The sequence below is a fragment of the Bradyrhizobium sp. Y36 genome, from assembly GCF_002531575.1.
Lineage (GTDB): Bacteria > Pseudomonadota > Alphaproteobacteria > Rhizobiales > Xanthobacteraceae > Bradyrhizobium.
Map to the genome: position 1 here is coordinate 89,414 of NZ_NWTI01000003.1, position 23,480 is coordinate 112,893.

Annotated in this window: 24 protein-coding genes; 12 read left to right on the plus strand and 12 right to left on the minus strand. The window is 65.9% G+C overall.

The window, feature by feature from the left end; translation table 11 throughout:
• Nucleotides 1–3 precede the first annotated feature (3 nt).
• Genes CO669_RS07090 through CO669_RS07115 form a run of 6 tightly spaced genes read left to right on the plus strand, consistent with a single transcriptional unit; the run spans nucleotide 4 to nucleotide 5,991 of the window.
• On the plus strand, nucleotides 4–885 hold the full coding sequence (locus CO669_RS07090; RefSeq protein ID WP_097659063.1) for an AAA family ATPase: 882 nt from the start codon (nucleotides 4–6) through the stop codon (nucleotides 883–885).
• The gene (locus CO669_RS07095; protein WP_097659064.1) at nucleotides 882–2,003 is read left to right on the plus strand and encodes a vWA domain-containing protein; all 1,122 of its coding nucleotides are present in this window, start codon (nucleotides 882–884) and stop codon (nucleotides 2,001–2,003) included. The genes CO669_RS07090 and CO669_RS07095 overlap by 4 nt, the downstream gene beginning before the upstream one ends.
• On the plus strand, nucleotides 2,000–2,884 hold the full coding sequence (locus CO669_RS07100; protein ID WP_097659065.1) for an amidohydrolase family protein: 885 nt from the start codon (nucleotides 2,000–2,002) through the stop codon (nucleotides 2,882–2,884). Before CO669_RS07095 ends, CO669_RS07100 begins: the two co-directional genes overlap by 4 nt.
• Nucleotides 2,885–2,916: 32 nt before the next feature.
• On the plus strand, nucleotides 2,917–3,765 hold the full coding sequence (locus CO669_RS07105; protein WP_094891173.1) for an N-acyl homoserine lactonase family protein: 849 nt from the start codon (nucleotides 2,917–2,919) through the stop codon (nucleotides 3,763–3,765).
• 21 nt (nucleotides 3,766–3,786) lie between these two features.
• Entirely contained in the window at nucleotides 3,787–5,361 is a 1,575-nt protein-coding gene (locus CO669_RS07110) for an isochorismatase family protein (RefSeq protein WP_097659066.1), read from the plus strand.
• A 3-nt stretch (nucleotides 5,362–5,364) separates the two neighbouring features.
• The gene (locus CO669_RS07115; protein ID WP_097659067.1) at nucleotides 5,365–5,991 is read left to right on the plus strand and encodes an FMN-dependent NADH-azoreductase; all 627 of its coding nucleotides are present in this window, start codon (nucleotides 5,365–5,367) and stop codon (nucleotides 5,989–5,991) included.
• Nucleotides 5,992–6,078: 87 nt separating this feature from the next.
• Here the strand turns inward: CO669_RS07115 and CO669_RS07120 are convergent, their stop codons facing one another.
• From CO669_RS07120 to CO669_RS07165, 10 genes are all read right to left on the minus strand, one after another.
• The gene (locus CO669_RS07120; protein ID WP_097659068.1) at nucleotides 6,079–7,578 is read right to left on the minus strand and encodes a tripartite tricarboxylate transporter permease; all 1,500 of its coding nucleotides are present in this window, start codon (nucleotides 7,576–7,578) and stop codon (nucleotides 6,079–6,081) included.
• Nucleotides 7,579–7,590: 12 nt separating this feature from the next.
• Entirely contained in the window at nucleotides 7,591–8,058 is a 468-nt protein-coding gene (locus tag CO669_RS07125) for a tripartite tricarboxylate transporter TctB family protein (RefSeq protein ID WP_097659069.1), read from the minus strand.
• A complete protein-coding gene (locus CO669_RS07130) occupies nucleotides 8,055–8,849 on the minus strand; it encodes a carboxymuconolactone decarboxylase family protein (protein ID WP_097659070.1) in 795 nt (264 codons plus the stop codon). The genes CO669_RS07125 and CO669_RS07130 overlap by 4 nt, the downstream gene beginning before the upstream one ends.
• A 13-nt stretch (nucleotides 8,850–8,862) precedes the next feature.
• The gene (locus CO669_RS07135; protein WP_097659379.1) at nucleotides 8,863–9,636 is read right to left on the minus strand and encodes an SDR family NAD(P)-dependent oxidoreductase; all 774 of its coding nucleotides are present in this window, start codon (nucleotides 9,634–9,636) and stop codon (nucleotides 8,863–8,865) included.
• A gap of 26 nt (nucleotides 9,637–9,662) precedes the next feature.
• Nucleotides 9,663–10,607 (minus strand): acyl-CoA dehydrogenase family protein, encoded by a 945-nt coding sequence (locus CO669_RS07140; RefSeq protein ID WP_245444210.1) that lies wholly within the window; start codon nucleotides 10,605–10,607, stop codon nucleotides 9,663–9,665.
• 113 nt (nucleotides 10,608–10,720) lie between these two features.
• Nucleotides 10,721–11,497, minus strand: coding sequence for an SDR family NAD(P)-dependent oxidoreductase (locus CO669_RS07145; RefSeq protein WP_198963882.1), 777 nt, complete (start codon nucleotides 11,495–11,497; stop codon nucleotides 10,721–10,723).
• On the minus strand, nucleotides 11,497–12,708 hold the full coding sequence (locus CO669_RS07150) for an acyl-CoA dehydrogenase (protein WP_097659072.1): 1,212 nt from the start codon (nucleotides 12,706–12,708) through the stop codon (nucleotides 11,497–11,499). The genes CO669_RS07145 and CO669_RS07150 overlap by 1 nt, the downstream gene beginning before the upstream one ends.
• 32 nt (nucleotides 12,709–12,740) lie before the next feature.
• Complete coding sequence (locus CO669_RS07155; RefSeq protein WP_097659073.1) at nucleotides 12,741–13,958, minus strand: ABC transporter substrate-binding protein; 1,218 nt, start codon at nucleotides 13,956–13,958, stop codon at nucleotides 12,741–12,743.
• A gap of 61 nt (nucleotides 13,959–14,019) precedes the next feature.
• Entirely contained in the window at nucleotides 14,020–16,149 is a 2,130-nt protein-coding gene (locus CO669_RS07160; RefSeq protein ID WP_097659074.1) for an acetate--CoA ligase family protein, read from the minus strand.
• 1 nt (nucleotide 16,150) lies between these two features.
• A complete protein-coding gene (locus CO669_RS07165) occupies nucleotides 16,151–16,921 on the minus strand; it encodes an enoyl-CoA hydratase/isomerase family protein (protein ID WP_097659075.1) in 771 nt (256 codons plus the stop codon).
• A 189-nt stretch (nucleotides 16,922–17,110) separates the two neighbouring features.
• On the opposite strand from CO669_RS07165, the gene CO669_RS07170 reads away from it, so the two are divergent.
• The gene (locus CO669_RS07170) at nucleotides 17,111–18,088 is read left to right on the plus strand and encodes a tripartite tricarboxylate transporter substrate binding protein (protein WP_198963883.1); all 978 of its coding nucleotides are present in this window, start codon (nucleotides 17,111–17,113) and stop codon (nucleotides 18,086–18,088) included.
• Nucleotides 18,089–18,109: 21 nt separating this feature from the next.
• On the opposite strand, the gene CO669_RS07175 is transcribed toward CO669_RS07170, so the two are convergent.
• Nucleotides 18,110–18,784, minus strand: a complete 675-nt coding sequence (locus CO669_RS07175; RefSeq protein ID WP_097659077.1) for a TetR/AcrR family transcriptional regulator — start codon at nucleotides 18,782–18,784, stop codon at nucleotides 18,110–18,112.
• A 98-nt stretch (nucleotides 18,785–18,882) separates the two neighbouring features.
• On the opposite strand from CO669_RS07175, the gene CO669_RS07180 reads away from it, so the two are divergent.
• Nucleotides 18,883–19,767 carry an SMP-30/gluconolactonase/LRE family protein gene (locus CO669_RS07180; protein ID WP_097659078.1) on the plus strand — a complete coding sequence of 295 codons (885 nt, stop codon included), beginning with the start codon at nucleotides 18,883–18,885 and terminating at the stop codon, nucleotides 19,765–19,767.
• 10 nt (nucleotides 19,768–19,777) lie between these two features.
• On the opposite strand, the gene CO669_RS07185 is transcribed toward CO669_RS07180, so the two are convergent.
• Nucleotides 19,778–20,692 (minus strand): LysR family transcriptional regulator, encoded by a 915-nt coding sequence (locus tag CO669_RS07185; protein WP_097659079.1) that lies wholly within the window; start codon nucleotides 20,690–20,692, stop codon nucleotides 19,778–19,780.
• A gap of 120 nt (nucleotides 20,693–20,812) precedes the next feature.
• Between CO669_RS07185 and CO669_RS07190 the strand changes: the two genes are divergently transcribed.
• The 4 genes from CO669_RS07190 to CO669_RS07205 all read left to right on the plus strand — a co-directional run bounded on the left by CO669_RS07190 (nucleotide 20,813) and on the right by CO669_RS07205 (nucleotide 23,480).
• On the plus strand, nucleotides 20,813–21,892 hold the full coding sequence (locus tag CO669_RS07190) for an LLM class flavin-dependent oxidoreductase (protein WP_097659080.1): 1,080 nt from the start codon (nucleotides 20,813–20,815) through the stop codon (nucleotides 21,890–21,892).
• Between the two features lie 42 nt (nucleotides 21,893–21,934).
• Nucleotides 21,935–22,438, plus strand: coding sequence for a flavin reductase family protein (locus tag CO669_RS07195; protein ID WP_245444212.1), 504 nt, complete (start codon nucleotides 21,935–21,937; stop codon nucleotides 22,436–22,438).
• Between the two features lie 67 nt (nucleotides 22,439–22,505).
• Complete coding sequence (locus CO669_RS07200; protein WP_097659082.1) at nucleotides 22,506–22,805, plus strand: hypothetical protein; 300 nt, start codon at nucleotides 22,506–22,508, stop codon at nucleotides 22,803–22,805.
• A 108-nt stretch (nucleotides 22,806–22,913) separates the two neighbouring features.
• The gene (locus CO669_RS07205) at nucleotides 22,914–23,480 is read left to right on the plus strand and encodes an SCO family protein (RefSeq protein ID WP_097659083.1); all 567 of its coding nucleotides are present in this window, start codon (nucleotides 22,914–22,916) and stop codon (nucleotides 23,478–23,480) included.

Genomic DNA, 23,480 nt, shown 5'->3' on the forward strand with positions numbered 1-23,480 from the left:
TCCGTGGCGGTTCGCAGCAACATCGTCGGCATTGACAGCCCGGAGGCGCTGGAGAAGGCGCTGCGCGCGGCTTACTACCTCGCCGACGAGGGCCTTGCGACCGCAGCCTATCTCGGCCTCGCGCTCGGCAAGCCCTTGCTGCTGGAGGGCGCGCCCGGCGTGGGCAAGACGGAAGCGGCCAAAGCCATTGCCGCCGTGCTCGGCCGCCGCCTGATCCGCCTGCAATGCTACGAGGGCATCGACGCCTCCGCCGCACTCTACGAGTGGAACTACCCGCGCCAGATGTTGGCGATCCGCCAGGCCGGCGACGAGAGCATCGACATCTATGGCGAGACTTTCCTGATCGAGCGGCCGATGCTGGCCGTGCTCCGCGCGCCCGATTCCACCGTGCTCCTGATCGACGAGATCGACCGCGCCGACCAGGAGTTCGAGGCGTTCCTGCTCGAATTCCTCTCCGACTTCCAGATCTCGATTCCCGAGCGCGGCACGGTTCGCGCCGCCGAACGTCCCGTCGTGGTGCTGACCTCGAACCGGACGCGCGATCTGCACGAAGCCCTGCGCCGCCGCTGCGTCTATCACTGGATCGACTATCCCACCGCCGAGCGTGAGGCGCGGATCATCATGATGCGCGCTTCCAGCGTCGCCGAGGCCACCGCCCGCGCCGTCGTCGCAGCCGTGGAGAAGTTGCGGCGCGAGCCCCTCAGCAAGGCGCCCGGGATTGCCGAGGCCGTCGACTGGGCCGAGGCCGCGACACTGCTGCACAAGGGCGGCGCGCGCTGGCCGGATGCATTCAAGCGCTCGATCGGCGTGGCGCTGAAGGACGAAGAGGATCTGCACTTCATCTCGCCGCGGCTCGATGCCATGCTCGCGGAGGCGACCGCATGACCACCGAGCCGCAACTCCCGCGCGCCGCCCGCATCTTCGTTGCCTTCGTGCCCTTGTTGCGCGCGAACGGCTTTGCGGTGGCACCTGAGCAGACCACGACGTTCCTGGCAGCGATCGAGCTGCTCGGCCCGCGCAGCATCGAGCATATCAGGCAGGCTGCCCTGGCGACGCTGGCTCCGCCGCCCGAGCGCCGCGCCACCTTCGACCGGCTGTTCGACCTTCATTTTCGCGGCAGCGAGGCGATCGAGCATGCCGAAGATGGAGAGGACGACGAGACGGTCCGCCTGCAGGAGGAAGGCCGCGGCGACGAGGAGCCCCTGCTCTCCGACGACGCCAACGAGTCCGGCCTGACCGCGACGCGCACCGAGGCCCTGGTCGAGCGCCGCTTCGCGCAGATTTCCACGACCGATGCGCTGCGGCGCCTGACGCGCGAGGCCTCGCGGCGCCTGCCACGACGGCGCGGCCACCGCCGCATGCGCGCCCGCCGCGGGCCGTTTGCCGATCTGCGCCGCACGCTACGCGACTCTGTCCGCAGCGACGGCGAGATCCTGCGGCTGGGTCACATGAAGCGGCGCCAACGCCCGCGCAAGATGCTGCTGCTGATCGACGTCTCCGGCTCGATGAAGAGCCGCACCGAGGAGAACATGAAGCTCGCGCATGCGCTGGTGCAGGCTGCGCCCAATGTCGAGGTGTTCACCTTCGGCACGCGGCTGACCCGCATCACCCGCCCGTTGCGGCTGAAGCGCCGCGAGCAGGCCATGAACGCCGCCGCGCATCTGGTCAGCGACTGGGACGGCGGCACCCGCATCGGAGATGCGCTGCAAGCATTCCTCGCCGTGCCCCGCTTCGGCGGCTATGCCCGCGGCGCCGCCGTAGTGGTCGTCTCGGACGGACTGGAGCGCGGCGAGACGGACGCACTTCGCGACGCCGTCGCGAAATTGTCGCGCCGGGCCTGGCGCCTGAGCTGGCTGACGCCGCTGGCGACAAGCCCCGGATTCCGCCCGCAGACCGAGGCGCTCGTCGCCATCGAGCGCTTCGTCGATGACCTCGTGGATGGCGGTTCGAGCGCATCGATCGTCGCACATATTCTGGCGTTGGGACGAAGGAGAGCGGCGTGAGCGACATTGTCGACGGCCATCATCACATCTGGCGGCAGGCCGACCTGCCCTGGCTGACCGGCCCCATGCAGCCCCGCATCTTCGGCCCGTATGAGCCGATCCGGCGCGACTATCCGATTCAAGAATATCTCGACGACCTCAAGGGCACCGGCGTCACCCGCTCGGTCTATGTGCAGACCAACTGGGCCAACGACCGCTTCGAGGACGAGGCGGCCTGGGTGCAACAGACAGCGGACGAGCACGGCTGGCCGCACGCGATCGTCGCCTATGCCGATTTTGCCGTCGACGACGTACGCCCGCAGCTCGATCGCCTGCGGCGCTATTCCCTGGTGCGCGGCGTGCGCATGCAGCTGCACTGGCACGAGAACCCGCTGTATCGCTTCGCCGCCCGCCCGGACCTCTGCACCGACCCGATGATCCGCCGCAACGTCGCGCGTCTCGCCGGCTATGGCTGGAGCTTCGACCTGCAGGTGTTCACCCCGCAGATGTCAGACGCCGCAGCGCTGGCCGAAGCCTGCCCCGACGTGACCTTCATCCTCCAGCATGCCGGCATGCTGGAGGATCTCTCGCCTGCCGGCCGCGCCGCCTGGCGCGGTGGGATGGCCCGGCTCGCAGCCTGCCCGAACGTGGTCTCAAAGCTATCCGGGCTCGGCACCTTCATCCATCGCAACGATCCCGCGCACATCGCCGCCGTGCTCACCGATACCGTCGCAATCTTCGGCGCCGAGCGCTGCCTGTTCGGCTCCAACTTCCCGATCGAGAAATTGTGGACCAGCTATCGCGAGCTCGTGGAGGCCTTTCGCAGCGCCGCCGCGCGCTTCAGTGCGGAACAGCAGGACGCCATCTTCAGGACGACGGCGACGCGTGTTTATCGGCTTTGACAGACAAGAAAACGGATGAGGGAGGGAAACGAATGGCGCTGGAGATCAAGATCCTGGACTATGGTGATATCGAATTGGAATCGAGCTTTCTGGTGCTCGGCCGCGATTGCGGCCGCACCCGCCGCGTCCTCACCCTCGGCTTTTTGATCCTCGGGGGGAAATATCCGGTCGTGGTCGACACCGGCTACCGCTCCAACCAGATCATGGAAACGCTGGGCATGCGGGGCTTGCAGTATCACGAGAACATGATCGAGAACCAGCTCGCGCGCCACGGCGTGCGCATGGGCGACGTCCGCTTCGTCTGCCACACCCATCTGCACATCGACCATGCCGGCAAGGACGATCTGTTCCCGATGAACACGACCGTCGTGCTCAACCGCAAGGAGCTCGAATATTCCGTCTCCGGCCTGATGCATCCGCAGTATCCCGCACCCGACATCAAGCACCTGATCGACCGCCTGCACACCAAGAGCGCGCTGCGCTTCCTCGACCTCGAGATCACCGGCCCGATCGAGCTGATGCCCGGCGTCTATTGCGACGCCGCCAACGCGCACACCGAGGGCTCGATGAACGTCATCGTCGAGACGGCCGATGGAATTGCGACCATCTGCGGCGACGTGATCTACGATTTCAACGACCAGATCGTGACGCCGTTCAACGAGATCAATGATTGGGAGCCGCGCACGACGGGCAACCACGGCACCAGCAAGCGCGCCGAGAAGGCCTCGATCAAGAAGCTGCTGAGCAATTCGCGCTATCTGCTGCCGGTGCACGACCGCCCCGCCAAGATCGAAGGCGGCAACGTCGTCGGGCGCCTGCACGATCAGGTCCCCGGACCGATCGTGCAATCGCTGCCCGCGCGCAACTGGTTCCCGGCCTGAGATGATCTGAGGGATCGACCGATGACGCACGTCACCTTGCGAAGCGAATTCGAAACCCTGATCGACCCCTACGCGCCGGTCGCGCAGGTCGGCACCGGCTTCGACTTCACGGAGGGGCCGATCTGGCATCCGGTCGATCGCTATCTGCTGTTCTCGGACATGCCGGGCGACGTGCGCCGGCGCTGGGATGCGCGGCGCGGAGTCGTGGAGGTCAAGCGTCCCTCCAACAAGTGCAACGGCATGACCTATGACGCCGAGCTCAATTTGATCGTCTGCGAGCACGCGACTTCGTCGCTGATCCGCGAGCGGCCGGACGGGCGGCGCGAGGTGCTGGCCTCGCATTTCCAGGGCCAAGAGCTGAACAGCCCGAACGACGTCTGCGTGCACTCCTCCGGCGCGATCTATTTCTCGGACCCCTGGTACGGCCGCATGCCGGTCTATGGCGTCGAGCGGCCGCGCCAGCTCGGCTTCCAGGGCGTCTATCGCGTCGTGCCCGGGGGCGAGCCGAAGCTCGTGGTCGAGCGCAATTTGTTCGACCAGCCGAACGGGCTTTGCTTCTCGCCGGACGAGACGCTGCTCTATGTCAACGACACCGTGCAGGCGCTGATCCGCGTCTTCGACGTCAATGCCGACGGCTCGCTCTCGAATGCGCGGGTTTTCGCAAGCGGCATCCGCTCCGAGCTGGAGGCCGGCCTGCCCGACGGCATGAAATGCGATCAGCATGGCAATGTCTGGGTCACCGCGCCCGGCGGGGTCTGGGTCTATTCGCGGCGCGGCGAAGTGCTCGGCAAGGTCCGGGTGCCCGAGATGGTCGCCAACCTCGCCTGGGGCGGGCCGGATTTCCGCACGCTGTATTTGACCGCGACCCATTCGGTCTATGCGATCCCGACCAAGGTCGGCCCGCGGCATGAGCCTTATATGAGTGGCCGGCGAAGCGGAGGTGGCCAGACGGCCAGCGCCGCGCCGGCGGCGCCCAACCTCGCTGACGGCGACATGCGGCTTGATCCGCAGCGCTGCGCCATGATCATCCAGGACCTGCAGAACGACGTCATCATGGACGGCGGCGCCTTCGCCGAGTCCGGCGCGCCCGGACATGCGCAGCAGCAGCATGTCGTCGAGAATGTCCGGCGCCTGGCAGAGACCGCGCGGGCTCGCGGCGTCGTCATCATCCATGTCTGGTTCGTCGTGGAGCCCGGCGCGCCCGGCGTGACGCTGAACGCACCGCTGTTCGAGGGCCTCGTCGACAGCAAGGCGATGGTGCGCGGCAGCTGGGGTGCCGCGCCGGTCTCCGGCCTGGAGCCTCGGCCCGGCGACTTCGTCGTCGAGAAGATGCGCATGAGCGCCTGGGAAGGCACCCGGCTGGAGACGATCCTCAAGGCGACCGGCCGCGACATGATCATCAACACCGGCGCCTGGACCAACATGTCGGTCGAGCACACAGCGCGGACAGGCGCCGACAAGGGCTATTTCATGATCGTGCCCGAGGATTGCTGCTCGACCATGAATGCCGACTGGCACAACGCCTCGATCAATTTCGCCATGCAGAATGTTGCGGTGGTGACCAGGGCCGATGCCGTGATTAGAGCATTGGGATGAGCCGTGGCGAAGCTCCTGCATCTGTCCTGCTCGCCCCGCGCCGAGTCCGAGTCGAACGCCGGCGCACGCGTGTTTCTAGACGGCTTCCGCAAGGCCCGGCCGGATTGGGACGTCGATATCGTCGACATCTGGCGCGAGCGCATGCCGGAATTCACCGGCCCCATCATTGAGGCCAAATATGCGCGCATGAACGCTCAGGCCTTCAACGAGGCGCAACGTGACAGCTTTGCGGAAGCCGAGCGAATGGCAGTGCGTTTTTCGTTGGCCGATCGGGTGTTGATCTCCACGCCGATGTGGAATTTTGGCATTCCCTACAAGCTGAAGCAGTGGTTCGACATCATCGTCCAGCCCGGGCTGACCTTTCGATTCGATCCTTCGCTGGGCTATCTCCCGCTGCTGAAGGATCGGCCGACGCTCGTCATTCTCGCCAGCGGCAGCGATTTTTCCACCGGCATGAATCGCGGACGCATCGACATGGCGACGCCCTACTTGCGCGAAATCCTGCGCTTTGTCGGCATCAGCAATGTCAGCTTCGTGCCCGTCGGCCCGACCACCGGGCCGCAACAGCCGATCGAGGCTGCGCGTGAGAGGGCCCATCATCGCCTCGCTGCATTAGCCGCGACCTTCTGAAGCTGGAATCGATTTAGGGATCCAAGTCGGCGCGGTTCCGACCGCCATGCCAGTGGAATTGAACGTCGGCCTGGCTACGCTGCCGTGTCATTCCTGGAGCGCCTCCTCGCGCCGCGCGCGGATCGTGGGCAGCGTGATCAGGAGGATCGCGATGGCGGCGGCGGCCAGGAGGCCGGCCGAGATCGGCGACGTCAGCAGCGCGGTGGCGTCGCCCCGCGACAGCACCATGGCGCGGCGGAAATTCTCCTCGATCGCCGGGCCGAGAACCAGGCCCAGCAGCAGCGGTGCCGCCGGCAGCTGCAGCTTGATCAGGGCGTAGCCGAACACGCAGAACACAGCCGCCTCATAGACCTCGAACGTTCCGCTGTTGATGGAATAGACGCCGATCGAGCAGAACACCATGATCGCCGGGAACAGATAGCGATAGGGAATGGTGAGCAGCTTGACCCAGAGGCCGACCAGCGGAAGGTTGAGGATCAGCAGCATGAGATTGCCGACCCACATCGAGGCGATCAGGCCCCAGAACAGGGTCGGGTTCTTCGTCATCACCTCCGGGCCGGGATGGATGTTGTGGATGTTCATGGCCCCGACCATCAGGGCCATCACGACGTTCGAGGGAACGCCGAGAGTCAGCAGCGGGATGAACGAGGTCTGCGCACCGGCATTGTTCGCGGACTCCGGGCCGGCGACGCCCTCGATGGCGCCCTTGCCGAACTGCTCGGGATGCCGCGACAGCTTCTTTTCCAGGGTATAGGACGCAAAGGACGACAGCACCGCGCCGCCGCCGGGCAGCACGCCCAGCAAGGTGCCGAGCGCCGTGCCGCGCAGCATCGCCGGCACCATGCGCCGAAAATCCTCGCGGGTCGGAAACAGATTGGTGATCTTCTGGGTGACCAGCGACAGCTTGTCGTCCTGCTCGAGATTCTTGACGATCTCGGCAAAGCCGAAGATGCCCATCGCCAGCGGCACGAAATCGAGCCCGTCGAACAGTTGGGGAATGCCGAAGGCAAAGCGCTGGCTGCCGCTGTTCAAATCGGTGCCGACGAGGCTCAGGAGCATGCCGAGCACGACCATGCCGATGCCCTCGATGAACGGGCCGCTCGACAGCACCGAGGCCAGGATCAGGCCGAGGATCATCAGCGCGAAGAATTCCTTGGGGCCGAACAGCAGCGCGGTTGCGGTCAGCGGGCCCGCGAGCGCCGCCAAGGCCAGCGTAGCGACGCATCCGGCGAAGAAGGAGCCGATGGCGGCGGTCGCGAGCGCCACCCCGGCGCGGCCCTGCTTCGCCATCTGGTAGCCGTCGATCGTGGTCACGACGGACGAGGACTCACCGGGCAGATTGACCACGATGGCCGTGGTCGAACCGCCATATTGCGCGCCGTAATAGATGCCGGCCAGCATGATCAGCGCGGCGTCCGGCTGCAGCGCATAGGTGATCGGCAGCAGCATCGCGATGGTCGCGAGCGGACCGAGGCCCGGAAGCACGCCAATCAGGGTACCAAGCAAGCAGCCGAAGAAGGCGTAGAGCAGATTGGCGGGCTGGGCCGCCGTGGCAAAGCCGATCGCCAGATTATGAAAGAGATCCATCGGCCAGCTCGTTCAGTTGAGAAGGGACGGCCAGACGGGCAATGGCAGCCCGAGACCGTAGACGAAGACGGCAAGGCACAACACGATCAGCACCGCGGCGTTGGTCAGTGCTCCGATCCAGGTGAATTCCGCACTCGCCCTGCTCGACACCACGATCAGCACGAACAGCGCGCCGACCAGACCGAGCGGAAACAAGAGGGCGCCGAACAGGATCACCGAACCGGTGATCCAGGCGAGCCCCTTGAGGTCCCATTTGCGCAGCGTCTGCCGGTCCGCGGCCGGCTTCATCGCGCCGAACATCACGACAAGTCCGATGGCGGCGAGCACGATCGCGAGCAGGCGCGGGAAATAACCCGGCCCCATCTTCGCCGCCGAGCCTGCGGGATATTGCAGCGCGGTTGCGAAGAAGAAGACCGCAAAGACAACGAACAGGGCGCCGGACGCAAAGGCCCTGTGATTGCGGATTGCCAATCCCTTCATTCCGGCCCTCCGTTCTCGTCCGAGCCGACCTTCGCGGACCGCTCTTCGAGCGCTTCCATCAGAACCGGCACGCCGATCGCGCAGGCGTGCACGCCGAGATGCGCCGTCATCTGGAGAACCTGGCGGATCTCCCGCTGGTCGATCCCGAGCCGCAGCGCTCTCTTGATCTGCACACGCAGCCCTTGCGGATTGAGCGCGGTGAAGCAGGCATTCAAGGCCAGCGAGATCAGGCACTGCGAGCGCCGGTCGAGACCGTCGCCTGCGCGCCGGTCCGCCAAGAGATCGAGCAGGACGGCGAAATAGCCGGGATCGGAGCGCAGCCATTGCTCGCAGAACTCCGGCCAGTCCCCGAATTGCGCGACGTAGACATCGCGCAACGCCTGCTGCTCTTTCGTAAGTTCGACGCGATCGGCCTGAATTCCGGCGCTCGCCAGCTCCTCAGTGAGGATGCCAATGCCGACGTTGCAACCGTCCAGCCCTTGAATCGTCGCGAGGCGAAAGACGTCAATGATCTCCCGCGCCGTGGCGCCTTCCTGCAGCGCGAGCCGAAGGTGCAGCGCGAGGCCGGAGCGGAACAGATGCGTCGACGAGCCGTCGAGCGCGACGTAGACCAGCTCGCACATCTTGCGAGACAGCGGTCCGGTCTCTGCGGCATAGCCGCCGTACTTGCCGTAGGCCTGAAGAAACTCGGGATCAAACCGCAACAGGCCTTCCGTCCAAGGCCGCCAATAGCCGCGCGCCCTGACATAGGCCTCTTTCAGAGCCTGCTGTTCCGGCGTCAGATCGGACATCGCGATGATCCCATCAGGCAATGTTGGTCACGACGATGCCGCCATCCACGGCGAGCACCTGCGCCGTGATAAAGCCGCTCTCGTCGCCGGCGAGGAAGCAGATCGCCTTGGCGATGTCGTCGACCGTCCCGAGCCGCCCGAGCGGCGTTCGCGCCACACGGCGCGCGTCGAGCTCGGCATTGCGGTTGCGCATCGTTCCCTCGGTCGGGATCGCCGAGGGCGCCACCGCATTGACGCGGATGTTGCGCTCGCCGAGCTCGGCTGCGGCTGCGCGGGTCACGCCCATGACGCCGGCCTTGATGCCGCTGTAGACGATGCTGTTCTTGGCCGAAATCAGACCCGCGACAGACGCAACGTTGACGATGGCACCCCCGCGCTCCGCATCCATGACCTCCGCGGCGGCCTGGATTCCCCAGATGATCGCCTTGAAGCCGATGTTGAGCATGCGATCGACGGTTTCCGGCGCGATGTCCGGGACGGATTGATAGCGGACCCAGGCCGCGTTGTTGACGAGGATATCAAGACGCCCCTGCTGCTGCGCCAATCCGAGCACCGCCTGCCGCATGCCGTCGCGGCTGGAGACGTCCTGCGTGACCGCGACCGCATTGCCGCCTGCGGCCTTGATGGCGCCCACCGTGCCTTCCACGAATTCGGGCTTCAGATCGTTGACACCAACGATCGCGCCGCGCGCGGCGAGCCTGAGCGCGGTCGCGCGGCCGATGCCGTTTCCGGCGCCGGTGACGAGTGCGACGCGGCCCGTGAGCGTCTGATCCCTGGTTTCGGTCATGGCAATCTCCTTCAAGCTCTTGTCCTTCAAGCTCCTGCCTCGGCGAACGGAGCAACTTCCGATACGTAACGGCGGCCGAACGTGCTGATCAGGCCGCTGGCATCACCCTGTGCCTGCAGGCTGCGGATGCGGCGCAGATGGCGATGCACCGGCACGTCCCACGTAAAGCCCATGCCGCCGTGGATCTGCAGCGCGCCCTCGCTGATCGAGCTGCCATAGGTCACCGCTGCCAGGAACGCGGCATCGCGCTGCACCGGACCGCCCTCACCGGAGAGGCTGCGCGTGATCGCATGGCGGATGCTCTCCAATGCCAGCTTCTGGCGCGCCAGCGCATGGCGGATCGCCTGGTTGTAGGACAGCGCATGGCCGAACTGGCGGCGCGTCGATGCGTGTTCCTGCGCGAGCGTCAGACACGCTTCGGCCGATCCCAGGATCGCCGCGGCGCGCAGCACGTTGGCGTCCGAATTGAGCAGATCCCACGTGCCCGCGGGCAGGATCGAGCCGATGGAAACCTCGACCTTTTCAAGCCGCACCGTATGCTCCGGCACCGTCAGATCGAGGCCGGCGGCCTCCTCCACCACGACACCGTCGGCATCGGTCGGGATCAGCGCCGCGGCGCCGCCGCTCATTCGCACCAGGATGTAATCGGCGCACGCTGCGCCGGGCGCGCGTGCCACCATGCCGCTCAGCACCAGCAGCCCGCCGTCGCGCGCGGCGCCGGCCTCGCCTTGCCAGGCGATCGTCGCCAATGTCTTGCCGGACACGATCGCGGCGGCAAGTCGCGTCAGCGACGACTGGAGTGACCGGGCGACGAGGATGGTTTCCAGAAGCGGAAAGGTGAGCAATCCGGAATGGGCAGCCGCGATCACCGGCACCGCGAAGCCGAGCGGCAGGGCCAGTCCCCCCACCTGCTCATCCGCGACGACGCCGAGCAGCCCGTCGCCTGCGAGATTGTGCGCCTGCTCGCGCACGTCCAGGCCCGCACATGCGGTGACCGCGCGAGCCGCGGTTGCCGCGAACTCGTCGGGCTGAAGTCCTTCGGCCATGCTCATCATCGTCCTCTTCGAAACCCTTCAATCGTTCACTAGGCGAGATATCCGCCGTCCACCGGCAAGATGACGCCGTTGACATAGGACGCCATCGCAGACGCCAGAAAGACCACAGGCCCCGCGATTTCGTCCGGCTGTCCCACCCGCTTCATCGGCGTGCGCGCCATCAGGCCGGACAGCCTCGCGGGATTGTCGCGGGTGGTCTCGCTCATCTCGGTCGCGATGATGCCCGGTGCGACGGCGTTGACCCGGATGCCGTCGGGCGCGAGGTCGCGGGCGAGCGCCTGCGTGAACAGCCTCACCGCGCCCTTGGAGGGCGAATAGCCGAGCGCACCGTTCATGCCGCCAAAGGCCGCAACGGAAGCGACGTTGATGATGGTTCCGCGCGTACGGCGCAGCGCGGGGATGAAGGCATGGATCACGTTGAAGGTTCCGTTGACGTTGACGTCGAATACCTGCCGCCAGTTCTCATGGGCGCGCGGACTGTCGATCGGCTCGCGAATGATGATGCCGGCATTGTTGACCAGGACGTCCGCCGGGCCGATCTCATCGTCCACACGCTTCGCCAGCTCACTGCACGCGGCAGCATCGGTGACGTCGAGCGAATAGGCCAGCGCCTCCTTGCCTGCGTCCCTGATCGCTTGCGCGGCCGACTCTGCCTTGTCCTGCCGCTGATCGGTCACGACGACCCTGGCCCCGGCAGCGGCAACGCCCAGGGCGATGGCGCGGCCGATGCCCTGTCCCGCGCCCGTCACGACCACGAGGCGATTGCTGAGCAGCCCCGCTGGAGGGCTCCGGCCCTCGGACACCATCACTTGCCTCGCGACAGCTGGAGAATACGGTCGGCGATGATGCCGAGCTGAATCTCGGTCGTGCCGGCATAGATCGTCTCGGCGCGCGCCTGGAGATAGATGGCCTCGAACCGTCGTCGCGCCACCGCGATCGCCGCCTTCTGCGGCAGCGAAGCCTGCGAGAGCAGCTCGAGGGCGAGCGCTGCAAAACGCTGATGCGACTCGCTCCAATAGAGTTTTGCCAGGCTGCCGCGCGCGCCGATCTTGTCACCTCTGACCAGCGCCTCCACGGCAGTCTCGACATGCGCCTTCAGCACCTCGATCTCGACCGCGACCTCGCCGAGCCTGACCGCGTAGTGTCGGTTCGCGACCATGGCCGACAGCGCCGGATCCGCCTTGCAGGCCGAGATCAGATGACGCAGCTCGTTCTCGAACCGCCAGGCGCGATACATGCGGTTGGTCGCCCGCTCGATCTCCAGCACGCGGATGGCCGCGGCCCAGCCCTCGTCGGGCGCGCCGATCGCATCCTGCTGGGCAATTTCGACCTCGTCGAAGAACACCTCGCAAAAGCTCTCGCGGCCGTCGATCGATTTGATGGTGCGCACACGCACGCCCTTGGCGTCGAGCGGCACTGCGAACATCGCGAGGCCGCGATGGCGATCCTCCAGCGCGCCGGTGCGGGCGAGCACGAGACAGCGCTGCGACCGGTAGGCGCCGCTGGTCCAGATCTTCTGGCCGTTGATCCGCCAACCGTCACCGTCCCGCGTCGCGCGCGTCCGCAGCCCTGCAAGATCGGAGCCGGCTTCAGGCTCGGAAAAGCCCTGGCACCAGATGTTGCGCATCTCGAGGATCGCCGGCAGGAAGCGCCGCTTCTGCTCCTCCGTGCCGACCGCCAGGATGATCGGACCGGCGAGCTCCTTGCCGATCGAGTTGACGCTCTCCGGCATCGCAAGCCGGCCGATCTCCTGATTGGCGATGAGATGTTCGCGCAAGGAGCGGCCGTGACCGCCATAGGCCTGCGGCCAGGTGATGCCGGTGAGGCCGGCGCGGTACATCGCCGCCTCCCAGGCAACGGACTGCTGCAGCGTGGGCGCCGCGAAGGCGGCGCTGTCGCTGCGGAAGCCGGCAGGCAGATTGGCGTGAAGCCAGCGATGCATCGCATCGCGATAGGCCTCGTCGGTCAGGTTCTCGCTTGCGGTGGATTGCGCCGATACTGCTTCAACTACACTCATTGTGCTTCCCGTTCTCGCCACATCCGCCGTCTTCACTGCGACTTGAGCAGATCGCAGGCACTCTCCGAGGCGGGCCGCCACGCATCCTCGGGCGCGATCGTGCCGGTGATCTCGTAATAGTCGTAGGTGTATCTGGATTCCGCGGGCGTCTTGATCCGCGCGACATAGAGCGGGCGCATCACCTGGCCGTCGGCCCGGATCGCGACATTCTTCATCTCGAAATCATTGACCGGCGTGTTCTTCATCTGCCGCATCACCGCATCGCCATCGTCGGAACCGGCCGCGGCCACCGCCTTCAGGTAATGCGTGATGGCGCTATAGGTGGCCGACTTGCCCTCGTTGAGTAGCTGACCATTGGTCGCCTCGGCATAGCGTTTGGCGAAAGCCCTGCTCTCCGGGGTCATGTCCCAGTAGAACGGCGTCGTCAGACGCACGTTCTGCAGATCCTTGAGGCCGATCCCGTGGGTCTGGCTGATCATGAGACCGAGCGGGACGAGCAGTTGCGACTTGGTCAGGCCGAACTCCTGCGCCTGCTTGATCGCATTGGCGAAGTCCGCGCCCGAATTGGCCAGCGCAATCGCCTTGGCGCCGCTGGCCTGCGCCGTCAGCAGGAACGACGAGAGATCCGACGCATTCAGCGGATGCAGCACCGAGCCCACCACCTTGCCGCCGCCGGCCTCGATGAACTTCGTCGCATCCGCCTGCCAGGCCTTGCCGAAGGCATAATCGACCGTCAGGAAGAACCAGCTGTCGACGCCCTGCGCGAGCAACGCCTTCACCGTGGCCTTCGGCTGTGCATAGGTGTCGACCACCCATTGCGTGGTCATCGGCGAGCATTTGTCATTGGTGAAGAACGAACCTGCCGTGCCGGCCAGCATGTACGGCTTCTTGCGGTTCTTCATGATGTCCTGCACGGCTAGCGCGATCGACGAGGCCGAGCAGCCGACGATGGCATCGACGCCTTCATTGTCGACCCAGCGCATCGCGATGGCGACGCCGACATCGGGCTTGTTCTGGTCGTCGGCGATCACGAGTTCGACCTTCTTGCCGCCAACCGCGCCGCCGAAATCGGCGACCGCAAGCTTGGCGGCCGCGACGGAGCCGAGGCCGCAATTGTCGGCATAGGGACCGTTCTGGTCGTTCATGATCCCGATCTTGATCACGTCGCCGGAGATGCCCTGCGCCGACAGCGGTGCATTCGTCAGCAGCAAGGCCATGATGCCGAGCGCCGCGATCGTCAGTCTTCTCATGTCATCCTCCCGTTCTCAGCGTTTCCTCTGGGCTCGCTTCTGCGGCCTCTTGTCGTTTGGTTCAGTGGCTGGGAATCGCCCGCTCACCGTGCGGGATCAGCAGCGCGTCGAGCGCCACGGCGCCCTCGCCGCTCGCGCGGAGCAACAGCGGGTTGACGTCGATCTCCGCGATCGTGTCGGCATGCGCCGCAGCAAAGCGCGACAACGCGGCGACAGCACGCGCGCCGGCTTCGAGGTCGGCGCGTGGCCGCCCCCGTGCGCCGTCGAGCACCGCGAAGGCCTTCAGCGATCTCAGCATCGCCATCGCCTGCGTCTCGCTGACGGGCGCCATTTGCACGGCGGAGTCCTGGAGGATCTCCGCAAAGATGCCGCCGAGGCCGACCATCACCACCGGTCCGAACACCGGATCGATGCGGCTGCCGAGGATCAGCTCGGCGACGCCCTTGGCCATCGGCGCCACGATCACGCCGTCGATCGCCGCGTTGGGCGCCCTGGTGGCGACGCGATCACGCATCTTTGCATAGGCGCGCCGGACATCGGCTTCCGAGCCGACGCCCACGACAACGCCGCCGACCTCCGTCTTGTGCGGCAGATCGGGCGAGGCGATCTTCAGCACCACGGGATAGCCGATCTCGCCGGCCGCGCGAGCCGCCGCATCCGCGTCCTGGACGAGACGTTCGGCGAGAACTGGAACTCCGGCTTCCGCAAGCGCGCGCTTGGCGCCGAGCTCATGACGGAACGCGTCGGCCGCGAGCGGCCCTGCTTTCGCAACAGCCTCGGGCTTGTCCTGCGGACGCTCCGCCGCGGCCTGCAACCGCACCAGCGCGGCGACGGTCGCGCAACAACCGTCGAAACTAGCGATCGTCGGAAAGCCCAGCGCGTGCAGCTCGGTCAGCGCGTCATCCGGCCCGTCCACGCACAGGACGATGGGACGCGCGGGAAACTGCGCGCGCATGTTGCGCAGCGTGTCCATGTAGATCGAGCGCAGGCGCGGCAAATGCAGCGAGAACGGCAGCGGCAGGATCACCGTGTCGGCTCGCGCGTCCGCCACGACGGCGGTCATGATCTTCTCCAGCAGGTCCGGGCGGCTCGACATCTGCGCAGTGGCATCGACGGGATTGCGGGCCGAGGCAAAGGGCACCAGCTCCAGGATTTTCCGCTGCGTCTCCTCGCCGAGCTCAGGCAGCGTCAGCCCGACCGACTGCGCGGCATCCGCGAGCAGCACGCCGAAGCCGCCCGACGCCGTGAGGATGGCGATGCCCGGCCCCCTCGGCAGCCGGTCCGGCAGCAGGATCGAGGCCGCATGGCCGAGATCGATCAGCTCGTCGATGCTGCGCACGCGCACGGCGCCGCAGCGGTCAAACAGCGCGTCGAACACGGCGTCCGATCCGGCCATGGCGCCGGTGTGCGAGGCCGCGGCCGCCTGCCCGGCGGCGGACGTCCCGATCTTCATCGCGATGACGGGCTTGCCGGCCTCGCGCGCCTGGTCCAGCGCGGCGATCAGGCGGCCGGCATCGCGGCAGGCTTCGAGACAGCACAGGATCACCTTGGTGGCGGGATCACGCGCCATCCAGGCGATGCCGTCGGCGATGTCGATGTCGCACTCGTTGCCCGTGGTGATGAAACGGCTGACGCCGACGCCGCGCTCACTGGCAAGGCGCATCGTGTAGCTGCCGAGATTGCCGCTCTGCGAGACGATGCCGAGCGAGCCGGCGGCCGGCATGCCGTGCTCGAGCACGATCGAGAACGTCGCGATGCTCTTCTCGGCAACGCTGACCGCGCCGAGGCAGTTCGGCCCGAGCAGGCGCATACCGCTATTGCGTGCGGCAACGCGCAGCCGCTCCTGCATGGCGCGCCCCTGCTCGCCGAGCTCGGCAAAGCCCGAGGAGAACACGACGACGCTGCGGACGCCGCGAGCGGCGCATTGCTCCACCGCCTCGCCCGCACGCTCCGCGTCGACCGCGATGATGGCAAGGTCCGGCGCCTCCGGCACCTCGGCGATGGAAGCATAGGCCTGCAGCCCCTGCACCATCGCGGCCTTGGGATTGACCGGGTAGATCCGGCCCGCATAGCCGTGACGGCGCAATAGGTCGACCGGCCGGCCGCCGATCTTGGTCGCCTCCTGCGAGGCGCCGATGATCGCGATCGAGCGCGGCGACATCAGCGCGTCGAGACCTTCTCCCGGCCGCATCTCAGCGCCCCTTGAACACCGGTGCGCGCTTCTCCAGGAACGCCATCCGCGCTTCCTTGGCGTCCTCCGTCTTGGACAGCGCCATGGTGATGTTCTGCTCGAATCGGTACGCATCGCGCGGGGGCATCAGCTCGACCATGTTCGCCGCGTTCTTGGCGTATTCCATCGCGATCGGGCTCTTCGAGGCGATCTCGCGCGCGAGCTTCATCGCTTCGGGAATGAGGTTCTCCTTGGTGGTACAAGCCTCGATGATGCCGAGGCGGTAGAGCTCGGCGGCAGGCACGCGGTAGCCGGTGAAGAACATGCGGCGCATCAGCGAGCGGCCGAACAGCGTGTTCAGCATGGCCGCACCGCCGGCGAGGCCGACATTGATCTCGGGCATGCCGAACACGGCTTCCTCGCAGGCGTAGAAGATGTCGCAGGACGCCATCAGGCCGACGCCGGCACCGAGCGCGACGCCGTTGATCGCCGCGATGACAGGCTTCGAACATTCGCGAATGCAATTGCCGGTCTCACGCGTGATGCGGTTGTGGCTATGAAACGCGCCGATCTTGGTCGGGTCCGGCCGGTCCTTCAGATCCGCGCCGCTGCAAAACACCTTTCCCGCGCCGGTCAGGATCGCAACCCTGACGTCGGTGCGTTCGGAGATCTCGTCGAACACGGCGACGATGCGGTCGCGCATGGCGCGGTCGAGCGCGTTCACCGGAGGCCGGTTCAGCGTCACCAGCGCGATGTTGTCGGACACTTCGAGGGTGACGATATCTGCTGACATGGGGGTTTCCTCCTGGCTTGTGCTTGGCTCGCTTGAGAGCGCATCGTTGCGCCTGACCGATCGGTCAGCTTTTTGCGCTGATAGCACCAACTCCCGCGCCTTGCAATATCCTACCGTACCCCTCTTGACCGACCGATCGGTCAGTCACTAATTTCGAGACAAGCAAAAACGACCTTGAGGAGGACTCTCATGCCCAGGATCAGCCGACGCCAGGCGACAGCTCTGATCGCCGGTGCCCTCGCCGCTCCGCTCAGTGCGCCCGCCATCGTGAGGGCCCGCGGATCGCAGATCTTCATCATCGTGCCCTATGCGCCCGGCGGCTCGATCGACAGCCTGATGCGATCGATCGCGAAGGCCATGGCGGAAACCCTGGATCAGCCGGTGCTGGTCGACAACAAGCCCGGGGCCAATGGCATCGTCGGATCGCAATATGTGGCGCGCGCGCCGAAGGACGGATCGGTCCTGCTCGCCGGCGGCACCGGCCCGATCTCGCTGAACGTGCTGCTGCGCAAGAGCCTGCCCTACAAGCTGGAGGACTTCGCCTCCGTCGCCATGCTCTGCAACGGGCCGCTGTCGCTGACCGTGAACGCGCGCACGCCCGCGACCGACGTCAAGAGCTTCGTCACCTACGCCAAGGGTCGCGACAAGCCGCTGTTCTACGCCACGCTCGGTCCGGGCAGCGTCACCCATCTGTTCGGGATCATGATGGGCAAGTCGATGGGGTTCGCCGTCACCGAGGTCGCCTATCGCAACAATCCCGCCTCCATCATGGAGACGCTGTCGGGCGAATGCGATCTCAACTTCGCAACGCCTGCCGCCGTGATCGAGCATGCGCGCAGCGGTCAGCTTCGCATCCTCGCGCTCTCCGCGGAAAAACGCATGGCAAGCTTCCCGGACATCCCGACCTTGGCCGAATCCGGCTATCCCAACCTCACGGCCTCGTTCTGGACCGCGCTTCACGCGCCCGCGGGCACGCCGCGCGATGTTATCGCGCGGCTGAACGCGGCCGCGAACGCCGCGATGCAGAAGCCGGAGATCGCCAAGCAGCTCGAGACCGACGGCCTGATGGTCGATACCGGCGCGCCGGAACGGCTCGATGCCCAGTTGACCAGCGATGCGGCGCTGTGGGGGCCGGTGATCAAGGCGCAGAACATCGTTCTGGAATGAGATGCGGCCGCCGTCCGCCGGTCAGCGCGACTTGCGCCGGCCGCTCTTGGGCGGCTCCGGCGACGGAAGCGCGACGAGCTCGCCGCTTCGCAGGCCGTTGAAGATCATGTCGAAGAAGACCTCCGCGATCTGTTCGGGGGTCGCGGATTTGTTGGGATTGTACCAGCGATGCATCCAGTTGAGCGAAGACAGGATCAGCCGCCCGGTCATGGGAACATCGACCTTTCGGATCTCGCCGGCGTCGATCGCCTCCTGGATCAGGCCCCGCAGAAAATTCTCGAAGCGGTCGCGGCGCGTCAGCCGCTCCTTGTGCCTGCTTCGGTCGGGATCGTTCCAGAACGCGGTGGTGGACGCGATCCAGGCCCAGCGATAGCGGCGGAAATACTCCGCCGTAGCGACCATGAAGGCGCGAATCTTCTGCGAAGGTGGCCCGTCGGGAATGCGGTCACGCACGAACAGATAAAGCTCGAGCGTGGAGCCGACCGCGACGCGCGCGTAGATCTCGTCCTTGTTGGAGAAGTGATGATAGAGCAGCGATTTGGAGATGCCGCAGGCGAGCGCGATGTCGCGCATCGAGGTGCCCTCGAAACCCTTGCTGGCGAACAGCCGCCCGGCCTCGGCCAGGATCTGCAGCACGCGGTCCGAGGCCTCGGCCTGGTTCGCAACGCCATCCTTCATCGTTGACAGTTCAGTCATGAACTCCGCAATCCGTTGGCCGGCCCGGAGGCCTTTGGAATGAAACTAGGTTTTCACCGACCGATCGGTCAAGCCCGGCGATTGCCCCGCGAGGATTCATGAGCGTACTGCGAATCAGGCGTATCGGCGCGACCAAGGACCGGCTCGGCGAGAGCCCGGTGTGGGACGAGCGGCGGCGGCGCCTTATCTGGATCGACGCGCTCGCCGGAACGATCCACAGGCTCGATCCCTTCACCGGCGTCGTCGAGCAATTCAGCGTCCCCGCCCCGATCGGCTCCCTGGCCCTGCGGAGCGACGGCGGCGCCATCCTGGCGCTGCGCAACGGGTTTGGGCATTACGATTTCGAGGCGCGCCGCCTCACGGAGGGCCCGTCGATCGGGCTCGACCATCCCAATGTGCGGCTGAACGACGGCAAGGCCGATCCTCACGGCCGTTTTCTCGCAGGCACGATGCACGGCGATCGCGCTCCGGACGAGACACCGCTGGGCGGCCTCTACCGGCTGGGCGCATCTGGCTCCGTGGAGCTGCTGGAGACCGACCTCGCCGTGAGCAACGGACCGTGCTTCAGCCCGGACGGACGGACGTTCTACCTCGCTGACAGTGCAAGACGGATCATCTGGGCCTATGATTACAGCGCGGATGGGCCCCTCGCGAACAAGCGCGTGTTCATCGACACGGAGGCGCTTGGTTCCGGCTGCGATGGCGCAACGGTCGATGCGGACGGCCATCTCTGGTCGGTGCTCGTGCGCATCGGCAAGATCGCGCGATTTTCGCCTGACGGGACGCTGGTGCGGACCATCGACATGCCGGTCCGTCACCCCACCAGCGTGAGCTTCGGCGGCCCCGATCTCGACGTTCTCTACGTGACCTCGATCTCGCGCAGCCACGCGCTCGGCGACGATCATCCCGATGCCGGCGGCTTGTTCGCCGTCGAAGGCCTCGGCGTTTGCGGGCGGCCGGCATTGCGGTACGCGCCGGACTGACTTGCAGCGACTACGCGGATCTCTTGACCTGCTTCGGCACGTGTTCCGCCATATAGTCCACGAAGACCCTGATCTTCTCCGGAAGATAGCTGCTCTGGAGAAACGCCGCGTAGATCCCCTCGTCGAAGGTCGAATTCGTCACCCGGAAGCCCGGCAGCAGGCGGACGAGGCGCTTGCTCTTCAACTCCTCTGCCACGGTGTAGTCGTCGAGCAGAGCGATGCCGTGCCCGGCGATGGCGAGATCGCACAGCACCACGCCGTTGTTGCTGGCGAAAGACGACGGCACCACGATCTCGCGCAGCCGGTTCCGGCGCATGAACTTCCAGACCACGTCCTCCGGGCCCATCCAGTAGGTCAGGCAGTTGTGGCGCGTGATGTCCTCCACCTCGCGCAACTTCGGCATCCGGCTGACGTAATCCGGTGACGCCACCAGAATCCGCTCACTTCGCAGCAGCCGGCGCTGCATCAGACCGGGATCCGTCGGCGCCTGGATCTGAAAGTCGATGTCGAATTCGTCTTCGCGAAGCTGAGGCCGTCGCTCCGACAGGCGCAGCTCCACCTTCAGCTCCGGATAGAGCTTCTGGAAGCCAGGAATCAGCGGCGTAAGCACCTTGATGCCGAACAGCGTTCGCGAATGCACCCGCAGCGTTCCGCGCGGCGCGGTCTGCAGCGCGAGCGCGGCGGCTTCGGCATCCTCGATGCCGTGCAGCACCTGCTCGGTGCGCTGGAAGAAGATCTTGCCGGCATCGGTCAGGCCGAGGTGGCGCGTGCTGCGGTTCAGCAATTGGACGCCGAGCTGCGCCTCGAGCTCGCCGACATAGCGCGACACCGAGGCCGGCGAGAGCCCGACGCGGCGCCCGGCCGCCGAAAAGCTGCCCTCGCGGACGGCGCTGACGAACAATTCCATGGCCTGGAGGCGATTCATCGATCTTTTCAAATTTTGCAAAAGACATGCTCAGATTACGCCAATTGTTCGAAAATGCTCAAGCCCCTATCGTCATGAGAACGCGTCGCAAGAGCGACCGATCGTGGGAGGACGCAACCGATGGAATTCGGCGTATTCATTCTGGCGCAGCAGCGCGGCTATCATCAGAGCTCGCAGCAGGTGATCCACAACGCCGTCGAGCAGACGGTTGCCGCCGAACACGCGGGCTTCGACACGGCCTGGTACGCCGAGCATCATTTCAACAATTACAGCCTCTGCCCCTCGCCGCTGATGATGGTCGCCCATTGCGCCGGCCTCACCAAGCGCATCCGCCTCGGCACCGCGGTCTGCGTGCTGCCGCTGTATCATCCGGCCCGCCTGCTGGGCGAAATCGGCTTTGCCGACACCGTCTCGAACGGGCGTCTCGATCTCGGCATCGGCTCGGGCTATCAGAAGTTCGAGTTCGACCGCTTCGGGGTCGACCTCGACCATTCGCATGCGCTGTTCGCCGAATTCTACGACGTGCTCCACGCCGGCATGAAGGAGCGCATCTTCTCCTATTCCGGCGAGCACCTGAAGATGCCGCCGACCGCGATCGCGGTCCGCACCGTGCAGACGCCGATGCCACCGATCTGGGTCACCTCCGGCCACGGCGAGACGCTCGGCCGCGCCATTCGCGACAATCACAATCTGTTCGTCACCGCGCTGCTCAACGGCCTCGATGCCATCAAGGCGTTGCGCGAGCGTCTCGAAGGGATCGCGGCCAAGGAAGGCCGCTCCATCGACGACACCCGGTTCGGCTTCCTGCGCTGCGCCTATGCCAGCGACAATGACAGCGAGATCCAGTCCTATCTGGACAATGCGCGTTTCCAGCGCCGGCTGTCCGAAAGCCTCAAGTTTCGCCGCGCCCAGAGCGACGACGGCTACCTGATCAAGGAGGAAGCCGGACCGAACGACATGAGCCTCGAGACGATGCGGAGCAATTTGCCCGTCGGCAGTGTCAACCAGGTGATCGACCGCATGCTGGAGGAGATCAGCATCCTCAAGCCGACCCACATCGCGCTGCAGACCCAGCTCGGCGATTTCGATCAGCGCACGATGCTGCGCCAGATCGAGCTGTGGGGCAGCAGGATCATTCCCGCGATCCGGAAGGAACTGAAGTCGGGCCGCAAGGTCGCGGGCGAGGCGGTTTCGGCGTAGGCGGCAAGACGCGCGCTTCGGAGGTCCGTGATGGGATGTCAGATGCCTCAAATGCCCGATGTCCGCTCGGTCGAAGCCGCCGAGTTTCGGTTGGCGATGCGCAATCTCGCGAGCGGCGTCGCCATCGTGGCGACGGGAACGGACGCAACACGGCGCGGGCTGACGGTCAGCTCCGTCACCTCGCTGTGCCTGGATCCACCGAGCCTGCTCGTCGGTGTCAATTCGAGCTCCGAAACCCATGGCGCCATCCTCGCCAACGGCCGCTTCGGCGTCAGCCTCCTCGGTGCTGGGCAGGAGGATCTGGCACTGCGCTTTGCCGGCAGCGTCAAGGGCGTCGAGCGCTTCGCAACGGCGCAATGGGAGCAAGGCACGCTCGACGTTCCGCTCCTGGAGCCGGCGATCGGCGCCGTGGAATGCGTGCTGCATCATCACCAGGTGGTCGGCACGCATGGTCTCTTCATCGGCAGGATCGTGGCGACGCGGGGCGGTCACGGCGATCCGCTGGTCAATTTCCAGGGTGCTCTGCACGCGCTGCCGCGCGGCTAGCTGGATTTGCCGGGCGAGATCCGGCAATACCGTCCTTATCGGCGAGGATCGCAACGGGAGCGGCACCATGATCATCGAATGCTTCGACGGAGGTGTTGTCCGGCTTTCCGAACCGTCCGACTTTCGCAGGTTCAAGCTGGTGATGCATGCAAAGGCATCGCTGGATCCCCACGCGTGGAAGGGGATCACGCTGCTCGGCGATGACGATGCGCTCGTCGCGATCGATCTGGTTCCCACACTCGAGGGCCGACCTGACCATGCCAGCTGGCATCTGGGCTATGATGACATGCTGGCCAAGGCCCGTGAACACGGCTGGATCGACGCCGACAAAAACGCCATTCGCGCTCATATCGAAAGACCGGCGTAAAGCCTCTTCTCCGAACCGCCGACGCGCCGGAAACTCCGGCCGCCAGCAGCGGCCCGCAATTGACTCGCATCAAGGCGGTGAAGCCCGGGATGGGGCTTGTGGTTTGCCATGAGCATCTTCCGGCATGGCATCGCATCTCCCCGGCTCGTCGTCGTTCTGCTCGCGCTGCTTTGCGCGGCCGTCCCCTCATTGGCAGGTGCAGTCGACCTCGTCGGCACGCGCCAGGACGGGCGGGACATCGCCTCTGCCGACATTCCCGGCTGGAGACTTGTCTATTTTGGCTACACCCATTGCCCGGATATCTGTCCGATCTCGCTGCAGAGCATGGCCCAGGCTCTCGATGCGCTCGGGCCGATCGGAGAGCGTATCAATCCGATTTTCGTGACCGTCGATCCGGAGCGGGATACGCCCGACGTCCTCGCCGAATATGTGTCCAGCTTCCACCCGCGCATGATCGGCCTGACGCCTCATCCCGAGCAGCTCCCGGCCCTGGCCAAGGCTTGGCGCGTCAAATACGCCCGCGTCGAGCTCAAGAACGGTAATTCCTATGCGGTCGATCACACCGCCGCGATCTTCCTTGCCGACCCCGCCGGTACGGTCATCGGCCGCTACCCGCACGACCTCGACGGAGGCGGACTTGCCGACCGCATCCGCGCCTCCATGCTGGCCAGATGA

Bases quoted from the DNA above. Each gene is read 5' to 3' on its own strand.
- CO669_RS07095 (WP_097659064.1), top strand. From the start codon at position 882: ATGACCACCGAGCCGCAACTCCCGCGCGCCGCCCGCATCTTCGTTGCC.
- CO669_RS07105 (WP_094891173.1), top strand. From the start codon at position 2,917: ATGGCGCTGGAGATCAAGATCCTGGACTATGGTGATATCGAATTGGAA.
- CO669_RS07110 (WP_097659066.1), top strand. From the start codon at position 3,787: ATGACGCACGTCACCTTGCGAAGCGAATTCGAAACCCTGATCGACCCC.
- CO669_RS07120 (WP_097659068.1), bottom strand. From the start codon at position 7,578: ATGGATCTCTTTCATAATCTGGCGATCGGCTTTGCCACGGCGGCCCAG.
- CO669_RS07125 (WP_097659069.1), bottom strand. From the start codon at position 8,058: ATGAAGGGATTGGCAATCCGCAATCACAGGGCCTTTGCGTCCGGCGCC.
- CO669_RS07130 (WP_097659070.1), bottom strand. From the start codon at position 8,849: ATGTCCGATCTGACGCCGGAACAGCAGGCTCTGAAAGAGGCCTATGTC.
- CO669_RS07135 (WP_097659379.1), bottom strand. From the start codon at position 9,636: ATGACCGAAACCAGGGATCAGACGCTCACGGGCCGCGTCGCACTCGTC.
- CO669_RS07145 (WP_198963882.1), bottom strand. From the start codon at position 11,497: ATGGTGTCCGAGGGCCGGAGCCCTCCAGCGGGGCTGCTCAGCAATCGC.
- CO669_RS07150 (WP_097659072.1), bottom strand. From the start codon at position 12,708: ATGAGTGTAGTTGAAGCAGTATCGGCGCAATCCACCGCAAGCGAGAAC.
- CO669_RS07155 (WP_097659073.1), bottom strand. From the start codon at position 13,958: ATGAGAAGACTGACGATCGCGGCGCTCGGCATCATGGCCTTGCTGCTG.
- CO669_RS07160 (WP_097659074.1), bottom strand. From the start codon at position 16,149: ATGCGGCCGGGAGAAGGTCTCGACGCGCTGATGTCGCCGCGCTCGATC.
- CO669_RS07165 (WP_097659075.1), bottom strand. From the start codon at position 16,921: ATGTCAGCAGATATCGTCACCCTCGAAGTGTCCGACAACATCGCGCTG.
- CO669_RS07170 (WP_198963883.1), top strand. From the start codon at position 17,111: ATGCCCAGGATCAGCCGACGCCAGGCGACAGCTCTGATCGCCGGTGCC.
- CO669_RS07175 (WP_097659077.1), bottom strand. From the start codon at position 18,784: ATGACTGAACTGTCAACGATGAAGGATGGCGTTGCGAACCAGGCCGAG.
- CO669_RS07180 (WP_097659078.1), top strand. From the start codon at position 18,883: ATGAGCGTACTGCGAATCAGGCGTATCGGCGCGACCAAGGACCGGCTC.
- CO669_RS07185 (WP_097659079.1), bottom strand. From the start codon at position 20,692: ATGAATCGCCTCCAGGCCATGGAATTGTTCGTCAGCGCCGTCCGCGAG.
- CO669_RS07190 (WP_097659080.1), top strand. From the start codon at position 20,813: ATGGAATTCGGCGTATTCATTCTGGCGCAGCAGCGCGGCTATCATCAG.
- CO669_RS07195 (WP_245444212.1), top strand. From the start codon at position 21,935: ATGCCTCAAATGCCCGATGTCCGCTCGGTCGAAGCCGCCGAGTTTCGG.
- CO669_RS07200 (WP_097659082.1), top strand. From the start codon at position 22,506: ATGATCATCGAATGCTTCGACGGAGGTGTTGTCCGGCTTTCCGAACCG.
- CO669_RS07205 (WP_097659083.1), top strand. From the start codon at position 22,914: ATGAGCATCTTCCGGCATGGCATCGCATCTCCCCGGCTCGTCGTCGTT.